The 18,444-nt window shown below is 42.0% G+C and carries 21 protein-coding genes; 8 read left to right on the top strand and 13 right to left on the bottom strand.

Annotation, left to right across the window (positions count from 1 at the left end):
* The first annotated feature begins 32 nt into the window (after positions 1 to 32).
* From AXK38_09330 to AXK38_09350, 5 genes are all read left to right on the top strand, one after another.
* Positions 33 to 977 carry a magnesium transporter gene (locus tag AXK38_09330; GenBank protein ID AMH89436.1) on the top strand — a complete coding sequence of 315 codons (945 nt, stop codon included), beginning with the start codon at positions 33 to 35 and terminating at the stop codon, positions 975 to 977.
* 11 nt (positions 978 to 988) lie between these two features.
* On the top strand, positions 989 to 1,666 hold the full coding sequence (locus AXK38_09335) for a hypothetical protein (protein ID AMH89437.1): 678 nt from the start codon (positions 989 to 991) through the stop codon (positions 1,664 to 1,666).
* 15 nt (positions 1,667 to 1,681) lie between these two features.
* On the top strand, positions 1,682 to 2,029 hold the full coding sequence (locus tag AXK38_09340) for a hypothetical protein (GenBank protein AMH89438.1): 348 nt from the start codon (positions 1,682 to 1,684) through the stop codon (positions 2,027 to 2,029).
* 161 nt (positions 2,030 to 2,190) lie between these two features.
* The gene (locus tag AXK38_09345; GenBank protein AMH89439.1) at positions 2,191 to 3,225 is read left to right on the top strand and encodes a carboxypeptidase; all 1,035 of its coding nucleotides are present in this window, start codon (positions 2,191 to 2,193) and stop codon (positions 3,223 to 3,225) included.
* 105 nt (positions 3,226 to 3,330) lie between these two features.
* On the top strand, positions 3,331 to 3,594 hold the full coding sequence (locus AXK38_09350) for a hypothetical protein (GenBank protein AMH89440.1): 264 nt from the start codon (positions 3,331 to 3,333) through the stop codon (positions 3,592 to 3,594).
* Between the two features lie 84 nt (positions 3,595 to 3,678).
* On the opposite strand, the gene AXK38_09355 is transcribed toward AXK38_09350, so the two are convergent.
* Genes AXK38_09355 through AXK38_09365 form a run of 3 tightly spaced genes read right to left on the bottom strand, consistent with a single transcriptional unit; the run spans position 3,679 to position 6,810 of the window.
* Entirely contained in the window at positions 3,679 to 4,242 is a 564-nt protein-coding gene (locus AXK38_09355; protein ID AMH89441.1) for a 3-methyladenine DNA glycosylase, read from the bottom strand.
* Between the two features lie 9 nt (positions 4,243 to 4,251).
* Entirely contained in the window at positions 4,252 to 4,845 is a 594-nt protein-coding gene (locus AXK38_09360; protein ID AMH89442.1) for a Holliday junction ATP-dependent DNA helicase RuvA, read from the bottom strand.
* A gap of 15 nt (positions 4,846 to 4,860) precedes the next feature.
* Positions 4,861 to 6,810, bottom strand: a complete 1,950-nt coding sequence (locus tag AXK38_09365) for a DNA mismatch repair protein MutL (GenBank protein ID AMH89443.1) — start codon at positions 6,808 to 6,810, stop codon at positions 4,861 to 4,863.
* Positions 6,811 to 7,015: 205 nt separating this feature from the next.
* On the opposite strand from AXK38_09365, the gene AXK38_09370 reads away from it, so the two are divergent.
* Together AXK38_09370 and AXK38_09375 are read left to right on the top strand one after the other, a co-directional pair.
* The gene (locus AXK38_09370) at positions 7,016 to 7,456 is read left to right on the top strand and encodes a DNA-binding protein (GenBank protein AMH89444.1); all 441 of its coding nucleotides are present in this window, start codon (positions 7,016 to 7,018) and stop codon (positions 7,454 to 7,456) included.
* Positions 7,453 to 7,911, top strand: coding sequence for a hypothetical protein (locus tag AXK38_09375; protein AMH89445.1), 459 nt, complete (start codon positions 7,453 to 7,455; stop codon positions 7,909 to 7,911). The genes AXK38_09370 and AXK38_09375 overlap by 4 nt, the downstream gene beginning before the upstream one ends.
* A 36-nt stretch (positions 7,912 to 7,947) precedes the next feature.
* Here AXK38_09375 and AXK38_09380 read toward each other — a convergent pair whose 3' ends face one another.
* The 5 genes from AXK38_09380 to AXK38_09400 all read right to left on the bottom strand — a co-directional run bounded on the left by AXK38_09380 (position 7,948) and on the right by AXK38_09400 (position 12,644).
* Positions 7,948 to 8,412, bottom strand: coding sequence for a flavoprotein (locus AXK38_09380; GenBank protein AMH89446.1), 465 nt, complete (start codon positions 8,410 to 8,412; stop codon positions 7,948 to 7,950).
* 77 nt (positions 8,413 to 8,489) lie between these two features.
* Entirely contained in the window at positions 8,490 to 9,023 is a 534-nt protein-coding gene (locus AXK38_09385; protein ID AMH89447.1) for an ABC transporter permease, read from the bottom strand.
* Positions 9,024 to 9,083: 60 nt separating this feature from the next.
* Entirely contained in the window at positions 9,084 to 10,370 is a 1,287-nt protein-coding gene (locus AXK38_09390; GenBank protein AMH89448.1) for a two-component system response regulator, read from the bottom strand.
* An 11-nt stretch (positions 10,371 to 10,381) separates the two neighbouring features.
* Entirely contained in the window at positions 10,382 to 11,980 is a 1,599-nt protein-coding gene (locus tag AXK38_09395; GenBank protein ID AMH89680.1) for a histidine kinase, read from the bottom strand.
* 49 nt (positions 11,981 to 12,029) lie between these two features.
* A complete protein-coding gene (locus tag AXK38_09400; protein AMH89449.1) occupies positions 12,030 to 12,644 on the bottom strand; it encodes a hypothetical protein in 615 nt (204 codons plus the stop codon).
* 134 nt (positions 12,645 to 12,778) lie between these two features.
* Between AXK38_09400 and AXK38_09405 the strand changes: the two genes are divergently transcribed.
* Positions 12,779 to 13,348: a hypothetical protein gene (locus tag AXK38_09405; GenBank protein ID AMH89450.1), complete on the top strand. Its 570-nt coding sequence runs from the start codon at positions 12,779 to 12,781 to the stop codon at positions 13,346 to 13,348.
* Positions 13,349 to 13,376: 28 nt separating this feature from the next.
* Here the strand turns inward: AXK38_09405 and AXK38_09410 are convergent, their stop codons facing one another.
* The 5 genes from AXK38_09410 to AXK38_09430 all read right to left on the bottom strand — a co-directional run bounded on the left by AXK38_09410 (position 13,377) and on the right by AXK38_09430 (position 18,433).
* Positions 13,377 to 14,069, bottom strand: a complete 693-nt coding sequence (locus AXK38_09410; GenBank protein ID AMH89451.1) for a methionine ABC transporter permease — start codon at positions 14,067 to 14,069, stop codon at positions 13,377 to 13,379.
* A 1-nt stretch (position 14,070) separates the two neighbouring features.
* Positions 14,071 to 15,132, bottom strand: coding sequence for a methionine ABC transporter ATP-binding protein (locus tag AXK38_09415; GenBank protein AMH89452.1), 1,062 nt, complete (start codon positions 15,130 to 15,132; stop codon positions 14,071 to 14,073).
* Positions 15,125 to 16,498: a peptidase M20 gene (locus AXK38_09420; GenBank protein AMH89453.1), complete on the bottom strand. Its 1,374-nt coding sequence runs from the start codon at positions 16,496 to 16,498 to the stop codon at positions 15,125 to 15,127. Before AXK38_09420 ends, AXK38_09415 begins: the two co-directional genes overlap by 8 nt.
* A 96-nt stretch (positions 16,499 to 16,594) precedes the next feature.
* Complete coding sequence (locus tag AXK38_09425) at positions 16,595 to 17,449, bottom strand: O-sialoglycoprotein endopeptidase (GenBank protein ID AMH89454.1); 855 nt, start codon at positions 17,447 to 17,449, stop codon at positions 16,595 to 16,597.
* Positions 17,450 to 17,602: 153 nt separating this feature from the next.
* A complete protein-coding gene (locus tag AXK38_09430; protein AMH89455.1) occupies positions 17,603 to 18,433 on the bottom strand; it encodes an amino acid ABC transporter substrate-binding protein in 831 nt (276 codons plus the stop codon).
* Positions 18,434 to 18,444 lie beyond the last annotated feature (11 nt).

An 18,444-nucleotide genomic window follows, 5' to 3' on the forward strand; every position in this document is an offset into this window, starting at 1 on the left:
AAAAATCTGAAAAATGAGAAAGGATAAGGGATATGAAACAAGTTTTTCTCTCTACAACAACTGAATTTAAAGAGATCGATACACTTGAACCGGGTACTTGGATCAATCTCGTCAATCCAACTCAAAATGAATCACTCGAAATCGCCAACGCCTTCGATATCGATATTGCCGATCTTCGAGCACCGCTCGATGCGGAAGAAATGTCTCGTATTACCATTGAAGACGAGTATACCCTGATTATCGTAGACGTACCGGTCACAGAGGAAAGAAATAACCGCACCTACTACGTAACCATCCCACTTGGTATTATCATCACCGAGGAAACCATTATCACTACGTGTTTGGAACCATTACCAGTCCTTGATGTCTTTATCAACCGTCGTTTGCGTAATTTCTACACTTTCATGCGTTCGCGTTTTATCTTTCAGATTCTTTATCGCAATGCAGAGCTCTACCTAACAGCCCTTCGTTCGATTGACCGTAAGAGTGAACAAATCGAAAGTCAACTGCATCAATCAACTCGTAATGAAGAATTGATTGAGCTCATGGAATTGGAAAAAACTATCGTCTATTTCAAGGCTTCCCTCAAAACAAATGAGCGTGTGATTAAGAAATTGACCAGCTCAACCAGTAATATCAAGAAATACCTTGAGGACGAAGACCTGCTTGAAGACACCCTGATTGAAACCCAACAGGCTATCGAGATGGCAGACATTTATGGAAACGTCTTGCATTCTATGACAGAGACCTTCGCCTCTATCATTTCCAACAACCAGAACAACATCATGAAAACCTTGGCCCTTGTGACCATCGTCATGTCCATCCCAACCATGGTCTTTTCTGCCTACGGGATGAACTTTAAGGATAATGAAATCCCTCTAAACGGTGAGCCAAATGCCTTCTGGTTAATCGTCTTTATCGCCTTTGCTATGAGTGTCTCGCTCACTCTCTATCTCATCCATAAAAAATGGTTCTAAGAGGAGTTCCTATGTCTCAGATTGATCTACAAAAATTAACCAAGAAAAACCAAGAGTTTATCCACATCGCTACCCAACAATTCATCAAAGATGGGAAAACAGACGCTGAAATCAAGACTATTTTTGAGGAAGTTATTCCCCAAATCCTTGAGGAGCAAGCCAAAGGTACGACTGCTCGCTCACTCTATGGCGCACCAACTCACTGGGCTCATAGCTTCACTGTCAAAGAGCAGTACGAAAAAGAGCATCCAAAAGAAAATGATGATCCAAAACTCATGATTATGGATTCAGCCCTTTTCATCACTAGCCTCTTTGCTCTCGTCAGCGCCCTCACAACCTTCTTCTCAGCAGATCAAGCTATCGGTTACGGTTTGATTACCCTCCTATTAGTTGGACTTGTTGGTGGATTTGCCTTCTACTTGATGTACTACTTTGTTTACCAATACTATGGACCAGATATGGACCGCAGTCAACGTCCACCTTTCTGGAAATCTGTACTAGTTATCCTAGCTTCTATGTTCCTTTGGCTGCTTGTCTTCTTTGCAACAAGCTTCCTACCAGCTAGCCTTAACCCCGTACTTGCTCCATTGCCGCTAGCTATTATCGGAGCAGCTCTCCTAGCCCTTCGATTCTATCTCAAGAAACGCTTGAACATCCGAAGCGCAAGTGCAGGACCAACACGTTACTAAGAAAAAGAAAGAGCTATGGCATATAGTCAATCTTTAGCTCAGCAGATTCGAAAAATTCTAGCGCTCAAACTTCCTCCCCAAATTTTCGAAGAAGAGCTAGAAGAAAAGAAGCTGTTTGGTGGCCTGGCCTTTATGATTCGTGGTAAAATGGTCCTTACTGTCAGTTCCAGAAAGGATGAACTGGTTATGGTCAGAATTGGCAAGGAAATGGAGAAGCAAGTTCTACCCCGAACAGGAGCTCATACTACATTGATGAGGGGGCGCCTTTATCATGGGTATATAGACTTAGATATAGAAGGCCAAAAAGAATTGCCTTACTGGATTGATTTGGCTCTCTCCTATAATCAAGAGTTGACCAAGTAACTCATATCTAGCGAGATTACTGATTAGAAAACGAAAAGCAACTGCAACAGCGGTTGCTTTTTCACTTGCTTGCCTACAAGCTTCCCTCTACCCTTTTCCCTATAGTTTTCTCCCATCTTTTATGATAAAATAGGCTCAATCTATTTCTAGGGGGATAAAATATGATTTCTACTATTGGTATTGTTAGTTTATCTAGTGGCATTATCGGAGAGGACTTTGTCAAACACGAAGTGGACTTGGGTGTCCAACGTCTCAAGAACCTGGAAGTCAATCCTATCTTTTTGCCCCATTCGTTAAAAGGCTTAGACTTTATCAAGAACCATCCTGAAGCTCGTGCAGAGGATTTGATTCATGCCTTTTCTGATGATAGCATCGACATGATCCTATGTGCCATCGGTGGAGACGATACCTATCGCTTACTACCTTATCTTTTTGAAAATGACCAACTACAAAAGGTTATCAAACAAAAAATATTTCTTGGCTTCTCGGATACAACCATGAATCATCTCATGTTGCATAAACTAGGAATCAAGACTTTTTATGGTCAATCCTTTTTAGCAGACATTTGTGAATTAGACAAGGAAATGTTAGCCTATAGCCTTCACTACTTTAAAGAATTGATTGAGACGGGAAGAATCTCAGAAATCCGCCCTAGTGACGTTTGGTATGAGGAACGAACTGATTTTAGTCCCAAGGCTCTGGGGATACCTCGTGTCAGTCATGCAAATACCGGTTTTGAATTATTGCAAGGAAATACCCAGTTTGAGGGAAAAATCCTCGGTGGTTGCCTCGAATCCCTCTACGATATCTTTGACAACTCTCGATACGCAGACAGCACGGAGCTCTGCCAAAAATACAAACTTTTCCCTGACTTGTCAGACTGGGAAGGAAAAATTCTCTTGCTAGAGACAAGCGAAGAAAAGCCTGAGCCAGAAGACTTCAAAAAGATGTTGCGGGCTTTGAAAGACACTGGGATATTCGAAGTCATCAGCGGACTCTTGGTCGGGAAACCTATGGATGAAACTTTCTATGATGACTATAAAGACGCACTATTGGATATCATTGATAGCAATATCCCGATTGTCTATAATTTGAATGTCGGCCACGCAACTCCAAGAGCAATTGTCCCCTTTGGGGTCCATGCTCATGTAGATGCACAGGAACAAGTCATTCGCTTTGACTATAACAAAAAATAAATAGTTTCTCTATTTTTGTGCTTTTGTATTGGTTTTCGTTACAATTTGTATCTGAATTTATTGCATTTCGCTAATTTCTATGGTATCCTTTTAAAGGAGGTGTATATGACAAAACAAAAAATTAATCGAATCGTAGGTTCTATTGGTGCCTTTATTGGAATTATAGTATTTATTGCCTACATACCTCAAATTATCGCTAATTTACAAGGAAATAAAGCTCAACCATTTCAACCTTTATCAGCTGCAATATCTTGCTTAATCTGGGTTATTTATGGATGGACAAAGGAACCTAAGAAGGATTGGATACTAATCATTCCAAATTCAGCTGGTGTTATTTTAGGTGGAATCACTTTTCTGACTTCACTCTAACAAATATACTAGTATATATAAAAAGCTGGGAAGAGTTTCTCAGCTTTTTTCTATATTCTCAAATATTCTAGTTACCTATACTCGCTAATTGCTGCTTTTCCACTCACAATCATTCTCGTGGTCATCAACTAGGCCTGCAGCCTGTAGAAAAGACAAGACGGCGACTGGGCCTGTGAACTTGAAGCCTCGTTTTTTGAGATCTTTGGCTAATTTTTCAGACAAAGGTGTTTTAGCTGGGGTTTGGCGGTAATCGGGAACATCGTTAACGATCGTTTTCCCCTCAACAAAAGACCAAAGATAGGCATCAAAAGAGCCGTACTCTGTCTGTAGTCGTAGAAATGCTTGGGCGTTAACGCGTGTAGCAAAAATCTTGGCTCTATTTCGGATGATGGCTGGATTCTCCAGCAAGTCTTCCAGTTCGGTGTCGGTCATCTCTGCGACAGCTTGAATTTGATAGGCATGAAAGGCTTCTCGGAAAGCTTGGCGTTTGTTGAGCACCGTTTCCCAAGACAGGCCCGCTTGATAGGTTTCCATACACAACAACTCAAACAATGCTAGGTCATCATGGAGGGGCTGGCCCCACTCTTCATCATGATAGGCGATGTAGAGCGGATTGGTCACTTTGACCCACGAACAACGTTTTGTCATGCTCTGCTCCTATTTGACCAACATTTTAAGGGCCGACTTGATATAGTTCTCAGCTGTATCTGTCGTTCCTTCAAAGAATTTTTTGATTTTCTTGAGCTCAGTTGCCTTGTAGCCCAGTGCCAACATGGCTTCCATGGCTTCTTCCAGTTCTTGGTTTTCAGCGCTTGCTTGCACTGTCACCTTAGCAGGAAGGTCATCTCCAGCAACTACTACCTTGCCTTCCAAGTCCAGCACCATCTGCTGGGCTGTTTTCTTGCCAATTTTAGGGAACTTGGTCAAATAAGTGATGTTCTTGGTTTCTATGGCTTGAACCAAGCCAGCATTGTCATCGGCAGCGATAATGGCCAGAGCTGATACAGGACCAATCCCAGAGACCGATATCAGACTGAGAAAAAGCTTCTTTTCGTCTTCTGAGCGAAATCCATAAAGCAAATGGGCGTCCTCACGCACAACCTGGTGCACATAAATCTGAACTTCTTGGTTAACCTGACCTGAATAAGCATAGGGATTGGCCACATGCAGGATATAACCGATGCCATTAGTTTCAAGAACAATGTATTTAGCAGTGATTTTGGTAATGATTCCTTTTAAATATTCGTACATAGTTTTCCTTTTAGTTTAATATTTCCCCAACTCACGGAGACTGGTGTGATTTTCCTGAATGCGACGGAACATCTTTTCCATATCCGATTTGGTAAAATGCACCAAAACAGGACGTCCATGGGGACAGTTATAGGGATTGTCACATTGAGAGAGCTGATAGAGGAGTTGTCTAGCTGAATGATCATCGATACGATGGTTGGCCTTGATAGATCGCTTGCAAGACATCATGATAGCCAGCTCTGCTCGGTATTTCTTGATAGAAACTTCCTTGGTCAAGAGTAGCATATCACACATTTCATAGATGCCTGACTCAATCTCTTCTTCTGCCATCCAAATAGGATGTTCGCGTAGAATAAATTGATTTTCCCCGTACTCTGCTAGAAAGACCCCAACTTCCTCCAAAAGTGCCATTCTTTCCTTGAGACGAAGGGCATCATCCGCAGGAAATTCAAAGATATAGGGCACTAGTAGTTGCTGCTGGCTCTGGTCAACATTGCCAATGCTTTCACGGTACTCCTCGTACTTAACCCGTTCCTGCGCCGCGTGCTGGTCTATGATGTAAAGTCCATCTCTACCTTGGGCAAAGAGATAGGTTCCATGCATTTGCCCAAAAAATTCCAACTCTGGGAAGCTTGATGATTCTTCTCGTTCTAGCTTGTCATAGACCTTATCCAGACTAGCTAAATCTAACTCAGGATGGTCTAATTGGTCATAATTAGTAGGCTTTCTCTCTGCAAAATGCAGTTTTGCTGGCTTGGTCAATTGGTTCAAGGTTTCCTTGGCAAACAAAGTCAAGTCTTGAACTTCCTCAGTTAATTCTACCTGATAATCAGCCACCTCGGCTTGACTAGGTCTTGACAGCTCACTTTTCTCATAGTAGAGCGTATTTTCTTTGAGTGGGAGAATAGTTTGCTCCACCTTCTCACGATTGCGCACGGTCGATTTGGCAAGATTTTCCAAGGCATCTGGTATCAAGGTTTGTTCCTTGAGACTGTTTGCAATAGCTTCTGAAACCAGCGTCATCAGTTCTTTTTCCTTAGAAATCCGCACCTCTTGCTTGGTCGGATGCACATTGACATCCGCTAGATAAGGGTCGATATGGATGTGAATGACAGCCAGTGGAAAGCGACCCACCATGAGCTTGCTGCCGTAACCATCTAAAATAGCACGATTAAGCAGGAAGTTCTTGATATAACGGCCATTGATGAAGAGGCTGATATAGTTGCGATTAGCCCGAGTTAACTCAGGCAGAGACACAAAACCTGAAATTTCGAAATCTAGGTCAGAGTTCTCAATTTCAATCATCTTCTTGGCACTCGCCAAACCATAAATTCCTGCGATAGCTTGGCGCAGTTGACCAGTCCCTGCTGTCCGCGTCATTTCCTTGCCATCACTAATCAAACTAAAAGAAATCTCAGGATGGGCCAAGCCCAGACGGTTGACGATATCAATGATATGAGACAACTCTGCTTGCTGGCTCTTCATATACTTGAGGCGGGCAGGCGTGTTGAAAAAGAGGTCCTCCACACAAACCTTGGTCCCCACAGGACTAGTCGCTGGGATGACTTCCTCAACTTCTCCTCCACGCGCTACTAGCTTAGTCCCATGACTTGCACCATCCACCGCCGTCAACAGAGTCAGTACACTAACAGAAGCGATAGAAGGCAGAGCTTCACCACGAAAACCAAGTGTCCGAATTCGAAAGAGATCTGACTGATTTTTTATCTTACTGGTCGCATGACGACGCAGAGCCAGCTCTACCTCATCATGGGCAATTCCATGACCATTATCTGTGATCTGAATTTTCTTGAGACCAGCTTCCTCAATCTCAATGATAATCTGGCTAGAACCAGCATCAATGGCATTTTCTACCAACTCTTTAACCACGCTGGCAGGACGTTCGATAACCTCTCCTGCCGCGATCTGGTTTGCCAGCACCTCTGGTAATTCAATAATATGAGACATTTTTCAGCCCCTTTCTGTATCTATTTTCCTAGAAATTGATTAGTGCTATTATACCATATTTCAGATAGGACAGAAAAGCTCCACCACATAGGATACAAATCCCTCCACATCGACAAAGTCCCTTGCCAGGTGTCGTAAAATAGTGTTTAATAAAGGTGTACAAGAAGTGATCACAATTTTGTATGAAAAACAAGGAGAGAAATTTATGAAAGTAGAACTACAGATTAGTGAAACTTACGAAGAGGAAAAGCTGATTGTTCAAGCACCTCAGCCGACAGATAAAGTCCAGAAAGTCATCGAGTTCGCAGAAAATCTGGATCTAACAGAAAAAATCAAAGGTAAAATCGATAATCAGGTCTATCTCGTTAAGATTGGCAAGATTCAACGCTTCTATATCGAAAATCGGAAGGTTCTAGCAGAAACCGCGAGTCAGACCTACAACATTGATTTGCGACTCTATCAGGTCCTTGAAATTCTGCCAACCAATTTTATCCAAATTTCCCAATCAGAAATCATCAATATCGATTCCATCTCTCACCTCAAGCTGACCCCCAACGGTCTGGTAGAAATCTTTCTCAAAAACCAAAGCTTCACCTACTCTTCACGCCGTTACCTAAAAACCATCAAGGAGAAATTAGAACTATGAAAAAACAAATCTTCCACGACGCAGCTACTGGTGTCCTCATCGGTCTCATCCTCTCTATCATCTTTTCACTCATTTATGCACCAAGTACCTACGCCCCGTTAAGTCCCGACTCTCTCATCGGACAAATGATGACTCAACATCAAGTTCACGGTGCCTTGGTCTTGCTCTACTGCACACTTATCTGGGCAGCCATCGGTATTCTCTTCAACTTTGGTAAACGATTATTCAGCCGTGACTGGAGCATGCTTCGTGCGACTCTGACTCATTTTTTCCTCATGCTAGTAGGCTTTGTCCCACTAGCAACTCTGGCAGGTTGGTTCCCCTTCCACTGGAATTTCTACCTCCAGCTCATTATCGAGTTTGCGATTGTCTACCTCATCATTTGGACTATTTCCTATAAAAGAGCATCAAAAAAAGTAGACCATATCAATCAACTCTTGGAGCATAGAAAATAGGAACTACCTAGGATAAATAAAAAGCCAAGCCGAAGCTCAACTTTCCAACTCATACAAATCCGCAATAATGGCTGCGACACGTTTGATATCTCCCAGCATACCTCGCATTTCAAAGTCAGCCAAGACAGGGAAACCAAAACGTTGACTGTATTGCTTGGCTGTCAGGCAGTATTGGTTATTAAAGTTACGATTTCCTGAACCAACCACACCAAAACACTTACTAGCATTGTCACCATAGGCGATAAAATCTCCCACTGGTGTCGTCAATATCTCGACATCTCCGTTATCCACGCCATTTCCACCTTCGAGGTAGGTCGGCAAAAAAGCAACATAAGGATGGTCCATTTCATAGAAATCGTGACCTTCCTTGACCAAATCCTTAATATGAATCTTTTGAACCTCAATTCCCTCGTACTGGGACAAGAGATAGTCTTTCAAGCGCGTCACAAAACTCTCAGTATTGCCGCTCAGACTAATATAGACTAAAGAAATTGTCTTCATATTTACCTCCATGATTTTATCTATAATCGAAAAATAACTACCAAGATTGTATCTTGATAGTTATTTTTTGTCAATACTTAGGCAAATTCTTCTGTTTCCTCTTCTTCTGCCAAGGCTTTCTGTTGACGCCACATCTTATAGAAGACGAGGGCTAGGAAAAGAACATTGATGACGATATAGAAAATACTAACAGCTTGTGAAATAACACTTATCCCTAAACGCATGGTCTCATCGTGAACTAACTGCACAGCGTCTTGTAAAGTCACATAGCTATAAATCGAACCAATAATGGCTAGCAAAACATAGCCGACATAAGTATAGTTTGCATATTGCAAATTCTTACGAACAAGGAAGACAATCGCTACTCCCACTAAAATAGCAGATAGCACAATCAAGGCCATATTAAAAATAGAATGAGTTGATTCTGCTACTCTATAGGTGTAATTAAGCTGGTCTTCTAATTGCTGAGCACTAACCCCTGCAACTTGTTTTTGAGCGGCACGAAGAGCTTCTTTGCTAGGCAAGGGACTCAACATTCCAAATAGAGACGTAGCTGAAATAAGAGCAGACAAGATTAGCAAGACCCATAGATAAATCGGTTTCTTTTTCATGATAGAACCTCCTGATATTATTATTGATATTATAGCACCTTTTGTAAGGGAATACAAATCTTATAGTATAGTTTCTACCTGTTTTCGGTAGGCTTTTGGCGATTTTCCGCACAATTTTCGGAACACTTTATAGAAATATCCCACGTTACTGTAACCAACAGCATAACAAATATCTTCGATACTGTCACTAGTCGAAAGCAAGAGCTGTTGGGCAGCCTTAATGCGTTGTTTGTTTAGTAATTCTGCGAAGGTCGAATTGGTTTCTCGCTTAATCAACTGCCCCAGATAAACAGGATTGATAAAGAGATCCTTACTGATATCCTTGAGCGAAAGTTCTTTCTGATAATCACGCCCAATGACTTCTAGCACACTAACCACATTTTCATTCATTCGATATTGCCCAAAAAAGCGGGTCAGAGTTTCCTTAATATAAGGAACCAATTCATCAAAGGATTGAATAGCATGAATCGTTTTGACAATATCCGTTAAATCATCAGCTTTTAGATGTTCAAACAAGTGAAAGACATCCATGACAAATTGGATAAAAAGCTGCTTGGTAATCGGAACACGAGGTGTATTTTCAAGAACTACCTTCTCCAAGAGGTTCAACTCTTCTACGATTTGGTTGAGATCCCCCTGAATGATAACCCTATAAATCGGTTCGTAATAGGCAAAGAGACTCTGAGACTGTTTTAAATTTACAGAACCGTAAAAGAGGGCTTTCTCAGCATTCAGCTTCCAGCGTTCAAAGTGTTCTTGATAGGGAGCTTCAAAGGGAGTAACGACTAAACCATCTAGGGGTTGATCAGAAATGAAAATCTGCCAATCTTGTCCTAACACATAGTAGGGAATGGCGAAAGAGCCTTGTTTTTCCTTGGATAAGCCTATCCACCAATTCTCCTTACCACCTAAATAACTAACAAATCCAGCCTCATCTAAATCTTGACTGAGGGTCTGACTTTTCTTTCCTCTCTCGCCGAGCTGACCTGCAATCTTCTCCAGCAGATTTCCCAACTCTACCTTATCAACAGGCTTGACCAAATAGTCCACCACACTAAGGTTCATTGCTCTTTTTACATAATCAAACTCCTGATAACCTGAGAGCAGGATATAGGCAGCATCTGGTAAGATTTCTTTCATCTCCCGAATCATATCAAGCCCTATTTTGTCAGGCATATTGACATCGGAAATGACCACATCGACAGGATTTTCCTGAACATATTCTAGGGCTTCATCGGCATGACTGGCTGTTGCGACAACCTCCATATCCCACTTATCAAAGGGAATCAAACGTTTCAGACCTTCTGTAACCATGTACTCATCATCTACTAATAATACTTTATACATTTTCTCCCTTTCTACTCATCTTGAATTGTAATACGATACTGAACACCTGCTTGCTCTGCAGACTCTATAGCAATAGCATAGCGGTCCCCAAAATAGAGCACAAAACGCTCATGAACATTGACAATCCCGATAGATTGCTTTTGATCACTATAGCTGGCTTGGTGTTCAAAATGTCTCTGCCTTAATTTTTCTCGAATACTTGCCAGCTTTTCAGACGACATACCACGACCATTATCTACCACTAAAATTTCTACAAAACCATCCTGTTTAAGCGCCTTGATGCTAATCACATTATCTGTCCGTCTGTGGTCAACACCATGAGCGAAATAATTTTCTACCAGCGGTTGTAGGGTAAATTTGGGAATCTTCATATTCTCTAGTTCTGGGTCTATCTTGAAACCATAGGCAATAGATTTAGGATAGCGAACCATGCAGAGATAGCTGTATTTACGGCAAAATTCTAATTCCTGTTTGAGAAGAGTTTCTCTTTCGTCAGAAATATTGTTACGCAAGAGACTACTGAACTCATAAATGATATCTGCCAACTCATCTTGACTCTGCATGACTGCGTACATACGCAAGAACTCCAGCGTATTATACATAAAATGAGGATTAATCTGAGCCTGCAGGGCTCGCATATTGGCATCTTTTTGACTAAGCTCTAACTGGTAAATATCATGGATGTTCTTTTCCAATCGATCCAACATATCATTGGTCGTCTCAGCAATTAGGAGCAATTCCTGATCCTTTTCTAGCGTATCAATGCGAAGACCTTCCTCTCCTTGGGCAATAGCTTGGATGGAATCCACCAAATCAACTACCTGCTTTTGGTAATTAGCAAAGGTCTGCCTCAAAGTCAGATAAAGAATAACAATAAAGAGAAGGCTCAAGCCCACAATCAAAGAAGAGCTAGTCACTGTTCCTTGTAAAACAAAGTTTTTGGGAACTGCCACCTGAACCTGATAGCCATGAGAGGTCACACCAACAAACCAGTTCTCATGCTCCCTATTGACCCTCTCACCAATATGAAAAATCTCCGTATCAAAAGGCGATGTCACAGTCACAGCCATCGGGATATGACCTCGGGTATTGTCTACAGCATGATATAAGATGTCTGGGTCCAAGGAGATATAAACAACCCCTATGGATTGATCCGTCGCTGGGTCTAAAATAGGCACTCCAAAACTATTGGCCTCCGGTTTAAAGTCTTCCGCAAGTACCGTATGACCACCTCTCTCGTTTCTACTTGAAACATAAACATCTTTGAAATCCTGTAAGACAATTGCAACACCCGTTATATAATCATTTTGGACATAAAGATCGTCAATATTTTCATACAGAGAAATAGAAGTTGACGAAGCTGCTTGATGCTCCAACAACCAATAAAAATACTCAGAAGTTGACAGGCTAAAGTACTTATAAACCCCTTGTATCCGGTCTTGATTGGCTACTAAATCTTGAGCTAGCTGAGCTGACTCGCGATAATAATATTCCACCTCTTCGACTGTTCGAGTAGTTACACGCTGGGCTACTCTTTGAGCTTCCTTTTCCCGTGAATCCCAGTCAGCGTAAGAAAGTAAGATTGCAAAACTCGCAATAATAATGATCATAACTGAACTGTAGGTTCGCAGAAGCGTATGTAGCCAAAACTGCTTCATTCTATTTTGTCGCCAATTTTTCATGGATGCTTTCATAGACCGGTTCCAACATATCACTGATAAAGAAATGCCACATCCCAATTCCTACAAAGAAGAGAAGAGCAGGCATATAATAACCAATTGCCACAAGTAGTACTGTCCCAAGGAGAACCTTGGCCACAGCCACTAAGCTCATAAAGATACCAATCAAGGATAGTTTGAGACTGTTTCGATAAGACAAGTCAAAATAAACTTGTAATTTCAAAGACACTGTATAGGCCAAAAAGATCAGGGCAACTACTAGGACATTCAAAAAGGTCGCAATCAGATGAACAATAGTCTGATGAGGCAATTGCACCAAGAGATACAAACCATAGACCAAAACTAAATCCACTCCTAAAAAGCTATAGAAAATCAGGTTGCTTGAGACGAAATTTTGCTTATAAAGAGACCACGCCTCCTTCAAACTGTATTCCCGAAAGCTATAACCATGTTCTGCATATAAGCTCATCAAGGTGGCACTAGCCGGCGCTAGACCAAGGATAATCCCTCCTGCCAATGTTAATAGCCAAAAGAAGGCTGTCGCAATCATCCCTAAAAAGAAACGATTAAAGACAAAGTCTAAAAATCTCCCCATGATATCCTCCTAAAAATAACTATGAAACTATTATAGCATATTTCAAGCGTTTTCAAACACATAGACTATCCATTTACAATCCCACCAAACCGTGGTACAATGAGAATTGTGAGAAAATTATCAGGAGACAATTCATGAAAAAATCTATCTTAACCACACTTCTTTTTGCAGTTCTTTACTTCCTCTGCATGGGGATTGGTGTCCTTTTGGGCAATCTCTTTGACCAAACTGGAAACATGTTTTATGCGCCTGCCTTTACTGCCCTTGTAGGCGGCAGCGTCTATATGATCCTAGTCGCAAAAGTTCCGCGCTTTGGTGCCATTACCACTATCGGCCTTGTCATGGCCCTCTTTTTCTTGGGATCTAAACACGGTGCTGGTGCCTTCCTTCCTGGAATTATCTGTGGCCTCCTAGCAGATGGAGTAGCTAACCTCGGAAAATACAAGGACCAAACAAAGAACCTCCTTTCTTTCCTTATTTTTGCCTTTAGCTCAACTGGCCCAATCTTACTTATGTGGATTGCTCCCAAAGCCTATATGGCTACCCTTCTGGCAAGAGGAAAATCGCAAGAATATATCGACCGTATCATGGTCGCACCAAATTCTGGAACCGTCCTTCTATTTATCGCAAGTATTGTCATCGGAGCCCTAGTGGGTGCTTTGATTGGACAAGCCTTGAGTAAAAAATTTGCGCAGAAAATCTAGTCACTAAAAAAGAGCCACACGGCTCTTTTTATTTATGACTCAATTTCTTAGTCAAGAAGTCTCCCAAGAATTGGATTGCAAAGATAATCAAAATGATAATGATGGTTGCCAAGATGGTCACATCGTGATTGTAGCGGTTAAATCCATAGGCGATGGCTACGTTACCGATACCACCAGCTCCAACTGCACCGGCCATAGCTGTTTCCCCAACAAGGGAAATCAAGGTCACAGTCGTCACACGGATCAAATCTGGAAGACCTTCTGATAGGTAAACACCCACGATATCCCAGAAGGTCGCTCCGCTCGCTTGAGCCGCCTCAATGACACCGCCATCTAACTCAGCCAAGACCACTTGCACCTGACGAGCAAAGAAGGCAAAGACTGCAAAAGATAGGGGTACGATAGCCGCATTTGGTCCGATACTTGTTCCTACGATTAGATGAGAGAAGGGTGACAAGACTGCCAAGAGGATGATGAAAGGAACTGCACGGAAAATAGAGGTAATCTTATCTAAAATCCAGAAGACGACCTTATTTTCCAAGACACCACCTGGCGCTGTCAAGACAAGGAAGAGACCTGCCACTAGCCCCAAGAACCCTCCGATGATGAAGGAAAGAACTGTCATATAAAGAGTTAGGTAGATGGCTGTTCCCCAGCCTGCTTGACCAGCCCAGCCCATTTTATAGACATTTGGTAAATAGGTTTGAATCAATGATTCCATCTTACTGTCCTCCCTTCAATACTTTTAGCTGCACGCCTGCTTGACGAATGGCTTCTTGGGCACCTGCCAACGCTGCTTTTTCACCTGACAAGACTACAACCAATTCTCCAACAGGAGTGCCATCTAGGATTTCGATATTTCCATAGAGGATATTAGCCGTTACTTGGTAATTCTTGTACAATTCATTCAAAAGTGGCTCATCTGTTGAAGCCCCTGCATACTTGAGTTGCACCAAGAGACTGTTTTCAGACAAGTGTTCCACGATTTCTTGCTTCTCGATTTTGACCATGGCTTCGTCAATTCCTGTTGCTGTTGAGATAAAGTCTTGTGTCAAAGGTTGTTTAGGGTCTGAGAAGATTTCAAGGACACTGCCCTCTTCAATCAAATGCCCATCCTGCATAACTGCCACACGGTTGGCAATATCTTTGACAATCTGCATTTCATGCGTAATCAAGACAACCGTCAAGCCTAATTTTTGGTTCAAATCTTGCAACAAGGCCAAAATCTGCTTGGTTGTCTTAGGATCAAGGGCAGAAGTTGACTCGTCCGAAATCAAGATTTTTGGATCATTTGCCAAGGCACGCGCAATGGCCACACGCTGTTTTTGCCCCCCAGATAGTTGTGAAGGATAATTTTCAGCACGATCTGCCAAACCAACCAAGTCCAACAACTTAGCAACTTTAGCCTTCTTTTCTTCCTTGCTGAGCCCAGAGTGTTTAAGTGCAAAGGCTACATTCTCCTCTGCCGTCTTTTGGCTCATCAGATTGAAATGTTGGAAAATCATCCCGATATCCTGACGTTTACGACGCAACTGCTCTGCCGTCAAGGTCACCTTGCCATCAAAAATCACATCATCGTCAATGGTAATTTTCCCTGCAGATGGTTTTTGCAAGAGGTTAATCACCCGTACAAGGGTTGATTTCCCTGCTCCAGAATATCCAACGATTCCGTAGATATCCCCTTCTTGGATGTGAATGGTCACATCCTTAACCGCTGTGATGCTTCTCTTCTTTTGGTGAAAAGTCACATCGATCTGATCTAACTTGATAATATCTCTACTCATAGCTTCTAATCAGCTCCTCTACTAATTCAATATGGGTGTAATAATCGGCGATTCGCACGTTTTCATCTCCACCGTGATCTCGGCTATTGGCATTTCCTAGACCGAAGGCTACCATAGGCACCTCTAGGGCATCAAAGACCGTATGCATAGGCCCTGTCCCCGCTGTGGTCGGCAAGACTGAAACGCCCTGTGGATAGAATTTCTTGGCCAACTCAATCACATTGAGAATAGATGGTGCGCTCATATCGCTTCGATAGCTCATCTCTCCCAAGGTATAGTATAATTCTACCTTATCAAAGCCATTTTTGTCTAGCTGTTTCCGAATTTTTTCCAGAACATCATGCGGTTCTAGGCCAGGAACCAAACGAACTTCTAACTTAGCACTGGCTTCTGCAGGCAAAATCGTTTTGACTCCTTGCCCTTGGTAGCCTGACTGAATTCCTTCGATATTAAGGGCTGGCTCGAAAAAGAAACGTTTTAGAAAGGCTGCGCGGTCCTCTTGTAAGAGAGGCAATTCCAAACCATAAATCTGGCTAATTTCCCCTGGATTTCGTTGAGCGTAGGTATCCACCAAGGCCAACTCCCGTTCGTTTGGTTCTTGCACCTCTTCGTACAAGCCTTCAACCAAGATACGGCCATCTGCAGCGCGAAGAGACTGTAAGGCTTGAAGGAGATACCAGGGAGCTGATTCCACAACCCCACCATAACTAGAGTGGATATCCACATCGGCACTTTTTACCTTGGCATCAAAGGTCACAATTCCTTTGTTTCCACCAGAAATTTCCAACTGTTCCAAGGCATTTTTAGTCCCTTGTTCCCAGACCAACAAATCCGCTCCACGGAGTTTATCCGCATGTTTTTCCAGATACTTATCTAGGTCTGTCGAGGCAGATTCCTCTGCTCCCTCCATGATAAAACTAATGTTGACAGGCAGATCATCATGGTGTTGCATATACTTTCTCAAAGCACTCAAACGAGCTGTGATATGACCCTTGTCGTCGTCAACCCCACGCCCATACATAAAACCATTACGGACCGAAAGCGTAAAGGGATCCTCTGTCCAGACCTGATCCCCATCCGCTGGCACAGTGTCATAGTGGTTATAGAAAATCAAGGTCTTGGCATCTGGACGCGAACTCTTGAAATGCGCCATGACAAAGGGCGCCGTATAAGTCTCATCAATCTCCACTTCAGCCCCAACACGCTTGAAAATCTCACCCAGATAGTTTGCGACTTCCTTAAGTCCGACCTGCTGGGCAAAGACTGATTTCTTAGAAATCAAGGTACGCAAAACCTCAAAATAATGCTGTGCTACATGATCCTTTTCAAATTTTTCAATCTGTTCTTGTTCGCTAGGAAAAACCATATTCTCTCTACCTTTCTATGAACTACTCTTCCTGACAATCCATGCTCTATACAAAAGCAAGAGGTGGAATTTTCTCTCCCACCTCCCTGTTTCTTATTACCAAACTGGTTGATCCAAACCGTCTGATGTTTCTTCGATAACTTTTTTCACTTCATCTGTGTGGTAAGCTGCGATTACTTTCTTGATAGCATCAGCCTTAGGTGATGTTTCCCAATCTTTTTTCGCAACGATGATGTTGTACCATTGTTTTGAGTTTTCATCAGCTTGTTCTTTGAAAAGTGCTTTCTTGTAGTCCAATTTTGCTTCTGTAACGAAGGTATTGTTTACAACGGCAGCGTCAACTGATGACAATGAACGAGCTGTTTGGCTAGCGTCCAATTCAGTGATTTTCAAGTTCTTTGGATTTTCTTTGATGTTAGCAACTGTTGCAAGAGCAGTTCCTGAAACATCCAATTTAATCAAGCCAGCTGATTGAAGCAAGTAAAGCGCACGGCTTTCGTTTGTAGCATCGTTTGGTACAGCGATTTCTCCGTTTGCTGGGATATCTTCTACTTTAGTGTACTTGTTGTCACTTCCATTCAAACCTGAGTAAAGGCGGATTGGAGAGATGTAAGTATCTGCAATCGCTACAAGGTCTTTTCCGTTTTCTTTGTTCCAGTTGTTCAAGAAGTTATAGTGTTGGAAAGCGTTCAAGTCTACTTCACCATCAGCAGTTGCCTTGTTTGGTTGTGAGTAGTCTGTGAACTCTGTAAATTCCAAAGTAATACCGTCTTTTTTAACCAATTCTTGAATTTTGTCCCAACGTTTTTCTTCAGAACCGCTACGGTTAACAGTTGCGATTTTAACAGTTGTTGCATTGTCTGCTTTCTTTTCTGAGTTTCCGCAAGCTGCAAGAGCCAAACCTGCGACTGTAGCAAGAGCTGCCACACCAAGCCATTTTTTAATTTTCATGATTCTTTCTCCTTAAAAATAATACCGTACTAGTATCTCACAATTTGTTTAATTTCACAAATTGTTATTAGATAGTCAGATATATAGTTTAAAACTATATCCCTAAAAACTGAGAAATCACCCACCTTACTCAGAATGGATGATTTCAAGAAATTATTTAATATCAGCTTCTGCTGGTAAATAAGTGTCTCCAAAGAATTGTTTAGACAACTTTTCAAGAGTTCCGTCTTTGTAGAGTTCTTGGATACGTTTGTCTACAAATGATTTCAACTCATCTTGACCTTTAGCAAGAAGTGGGTAAACGTAAGGCTGTTGGTCGCTTGGAAGTTCGATAACTTTCAAGTTGTCCAAACCTTGGTCCTTAATGACTGTTTCAACACCGATTTTATCAAAAATCTTGTAGTCAAACTGGCCATCGCTCAAGCGTCCCATGATTTGTTGGAAGTCCGCTTTAGTATACTTTAGGACAGTTGGATTATCTGAGTGTTGTTTGTTGTAATCTTCTAGCTGTTTAGCAGATGTTGTCCCTTGAACAACTTCTGTTGATTTTCCACCGATATTATCAAGCGATTTGATGCTAGGGTCATCTTTTTTCACTACAAGAACGTTAGGGTTTTTAGCAGTTGGAGCTGCATAAAGGTATTTTTCAGCACGTTCTTTAGTGTAGCTGATGTTGCTAACAGCCATATTGTAACGGTCAGCATCAAGTCCTGCAAAGACTCCTGACCACTCTGTCTTCTCGAACTTGACATCATACTTGTCAGAGTCTTTAAAGATAGCGCGAACCACTTCAATTTCGTAACCAGTCAATTCGCCATTTTCTTCATAGTTGAATGGTTTTGGTGTAGCATTAGTTGCAACGATAATTTCTTTCTTGCTAGCTGCTTCTCCTTCTTTTTTCGCACCACCTGAGCAAGCCGCAAGCACACCTGCAGCAACAAGCCCTAGGGCAGCAAGAGATGAGTATTTAACGATTTTTTTCATGTCATTTCCTC

It is taken from the genome of Streptococcus mitis (assembly GCA_001560895.1).
Lineage (GTDB): Bacteria > Bacillota > Bacilli > Lactobacillales > Streptococcaceae > Streptococcus > Streptococcus mitis_Q.

What these genes read in the sequence shown, in the direction of transcription:
- AXK38_09330 (AMH89436.1), top strand. Translation starts at nt 33, where the DNA reads ATGAAACAAGTTTTTCTCTCTACAACAACTGAATTTAAAGAGATCGAT.
- AXK38_09335 (AMH89437.1), top strand. Translation starts at nt 989, where the DNA reads ATGTCTCAGATTGATCTACAAAAATTAACCAAGAAAAACCAAGAGTTT.
- AXK38_09340 (AMH89438.1), top strand. Translation starts at nt 1,682, where the DNA reads ATGGCATATAGTCAATCTTTAGCTCAGCAGATTCGAAAAATTCTAGCG.
- AXK38_09345 (AMH89439.1), top strand. Translation starts at nt 2,191, where the DNA reads ATGATTTCTACTATTGGTATTGTTAGTTTATCTAGTGGCATTATCGGA.
- AXK38_09350 (AMH89440.1), top strand. Translation starts at nt 3,331, where the DNA reads ATGACAAAACAAAAAATTAATCGAATCGTAGGTTCTATTGGTGCCTTT.
- AXK38_09355 (AMH89441.1), bottom strand. Translation starts at nt 4,242, where the DNA reads ATGACAAAACGTTGTTCGTGGGTCAAAGTGACCAATCCGCTCTACATC.
- AXK38_09360 (AMH89442.1), bottom strand. Translation starts at nt 4,845, where the DNA reads ATGTACGAATATTTAAAAGGAATCATTACCAAAATCACTGCTAAATAC.
- AXK38_09365 (AMH89443.1), bottom strand. Translation starts at nt 6,810, where the DNA reads ATGTCTCATATTATTGAATTACCAGAGGTGCTGGCAAACCAGATCGCG.
- AXK38_09370 (AMH89444.1), top strand. Translation starts at nt 7,016, where the DNA reads ATGAAAGTAGAACTACAGATTAGTGAAACTTACGAAGAGGAAAAGCTG.
- AXK38_09375 (AMH89445.1), top strand. Translation starts at nt 7,453, where the DNA reads ATGAAAAAACAAATCTTCCACGACGCAGCTACTGGTGTCCTCATCGGT.
- AXK38_09380 (AMH89446.1), bottom strand. Translation starts at nt 8,412, where the DNA reads ATGAAGACAATTTCTTTAGTCTATATTAGTCTGAGCGGCAATACTGAG.
- AXK38_09385 (AMH89447.1), bottom strand. Translation starts at nt 9,023, where the DNA reads ATGAAAAAGAAACCGATTTATCTATGGGTCTTGCTAATCTTGTCTGCT.
- AXK38_09390 (AMH89448.1), bottom strand. Translation starts at nt 10,370, where the DNA reads ATGTATAAAGTATTATTAGTAGATGATGAGTACATGGTTACAGAAGGT.
- AXK38_09395 (AMH89680.1), bottom strand. Translation starts at nt 11,980, where the DNA reads ATGATCATTATTATTGCGAGTTTTGCAATCTTACTTTCTTACGCTGAC.
- AXK38_09400 (AMH89449.1), bottom strand. Translation starts at nt 12,644, where the DNA reads ATGGGGAGATTTTTAGACTTTGTCTTTAATCGTTTCTTTTTAGGGATG.
- AXK38_09405 (AMH89450.1), top strand. Translation starts at nt 12,779, where the DNA reads ATGAAAAAATCTATCTTAACCACACTTCTTTTTGCAGTTCTTTACTTC.
- AXK38_09410 (AMH89451.1), bottom strand. Translation starts at nt 14,069, where the DNA reads ATGGAATCATTGATTCAAACCTATTTACCAAATGTCTATAAAATGGGC.
- AXK38_09415 (AMH89452.1), bottom strand. Translation starts at nt 15,132, where the DNA reads ATGAGTAGAGATATTATCAAGTTAGATCAGATCGATGTGACTTTTCAC.
- AXK38_09420 (AMH89453.1), bottom strand. Translation starts at nt 16,498, where the DNA reads ATGGTTTTTCCTAGCGAACAAGAACAGATTGAAAAATTTGAAAAGGAT.
- AXK38_09425 (AMH89454.1), bottom strand. Translation starts at nt 17,449, where the DNA reads ATGAAAATTAAAAAATGGCTTGGTGTGGCAGCTCTTGCTACAGTCGCA.
- AXK38_09430 (AMH89455.1), bottom strand. Translation starts at nt 18,433, where the DNA reads ATGAAAAAAATCGTTAAATACTCATCTCTTGCTGCCCTAGGGCTTGTT.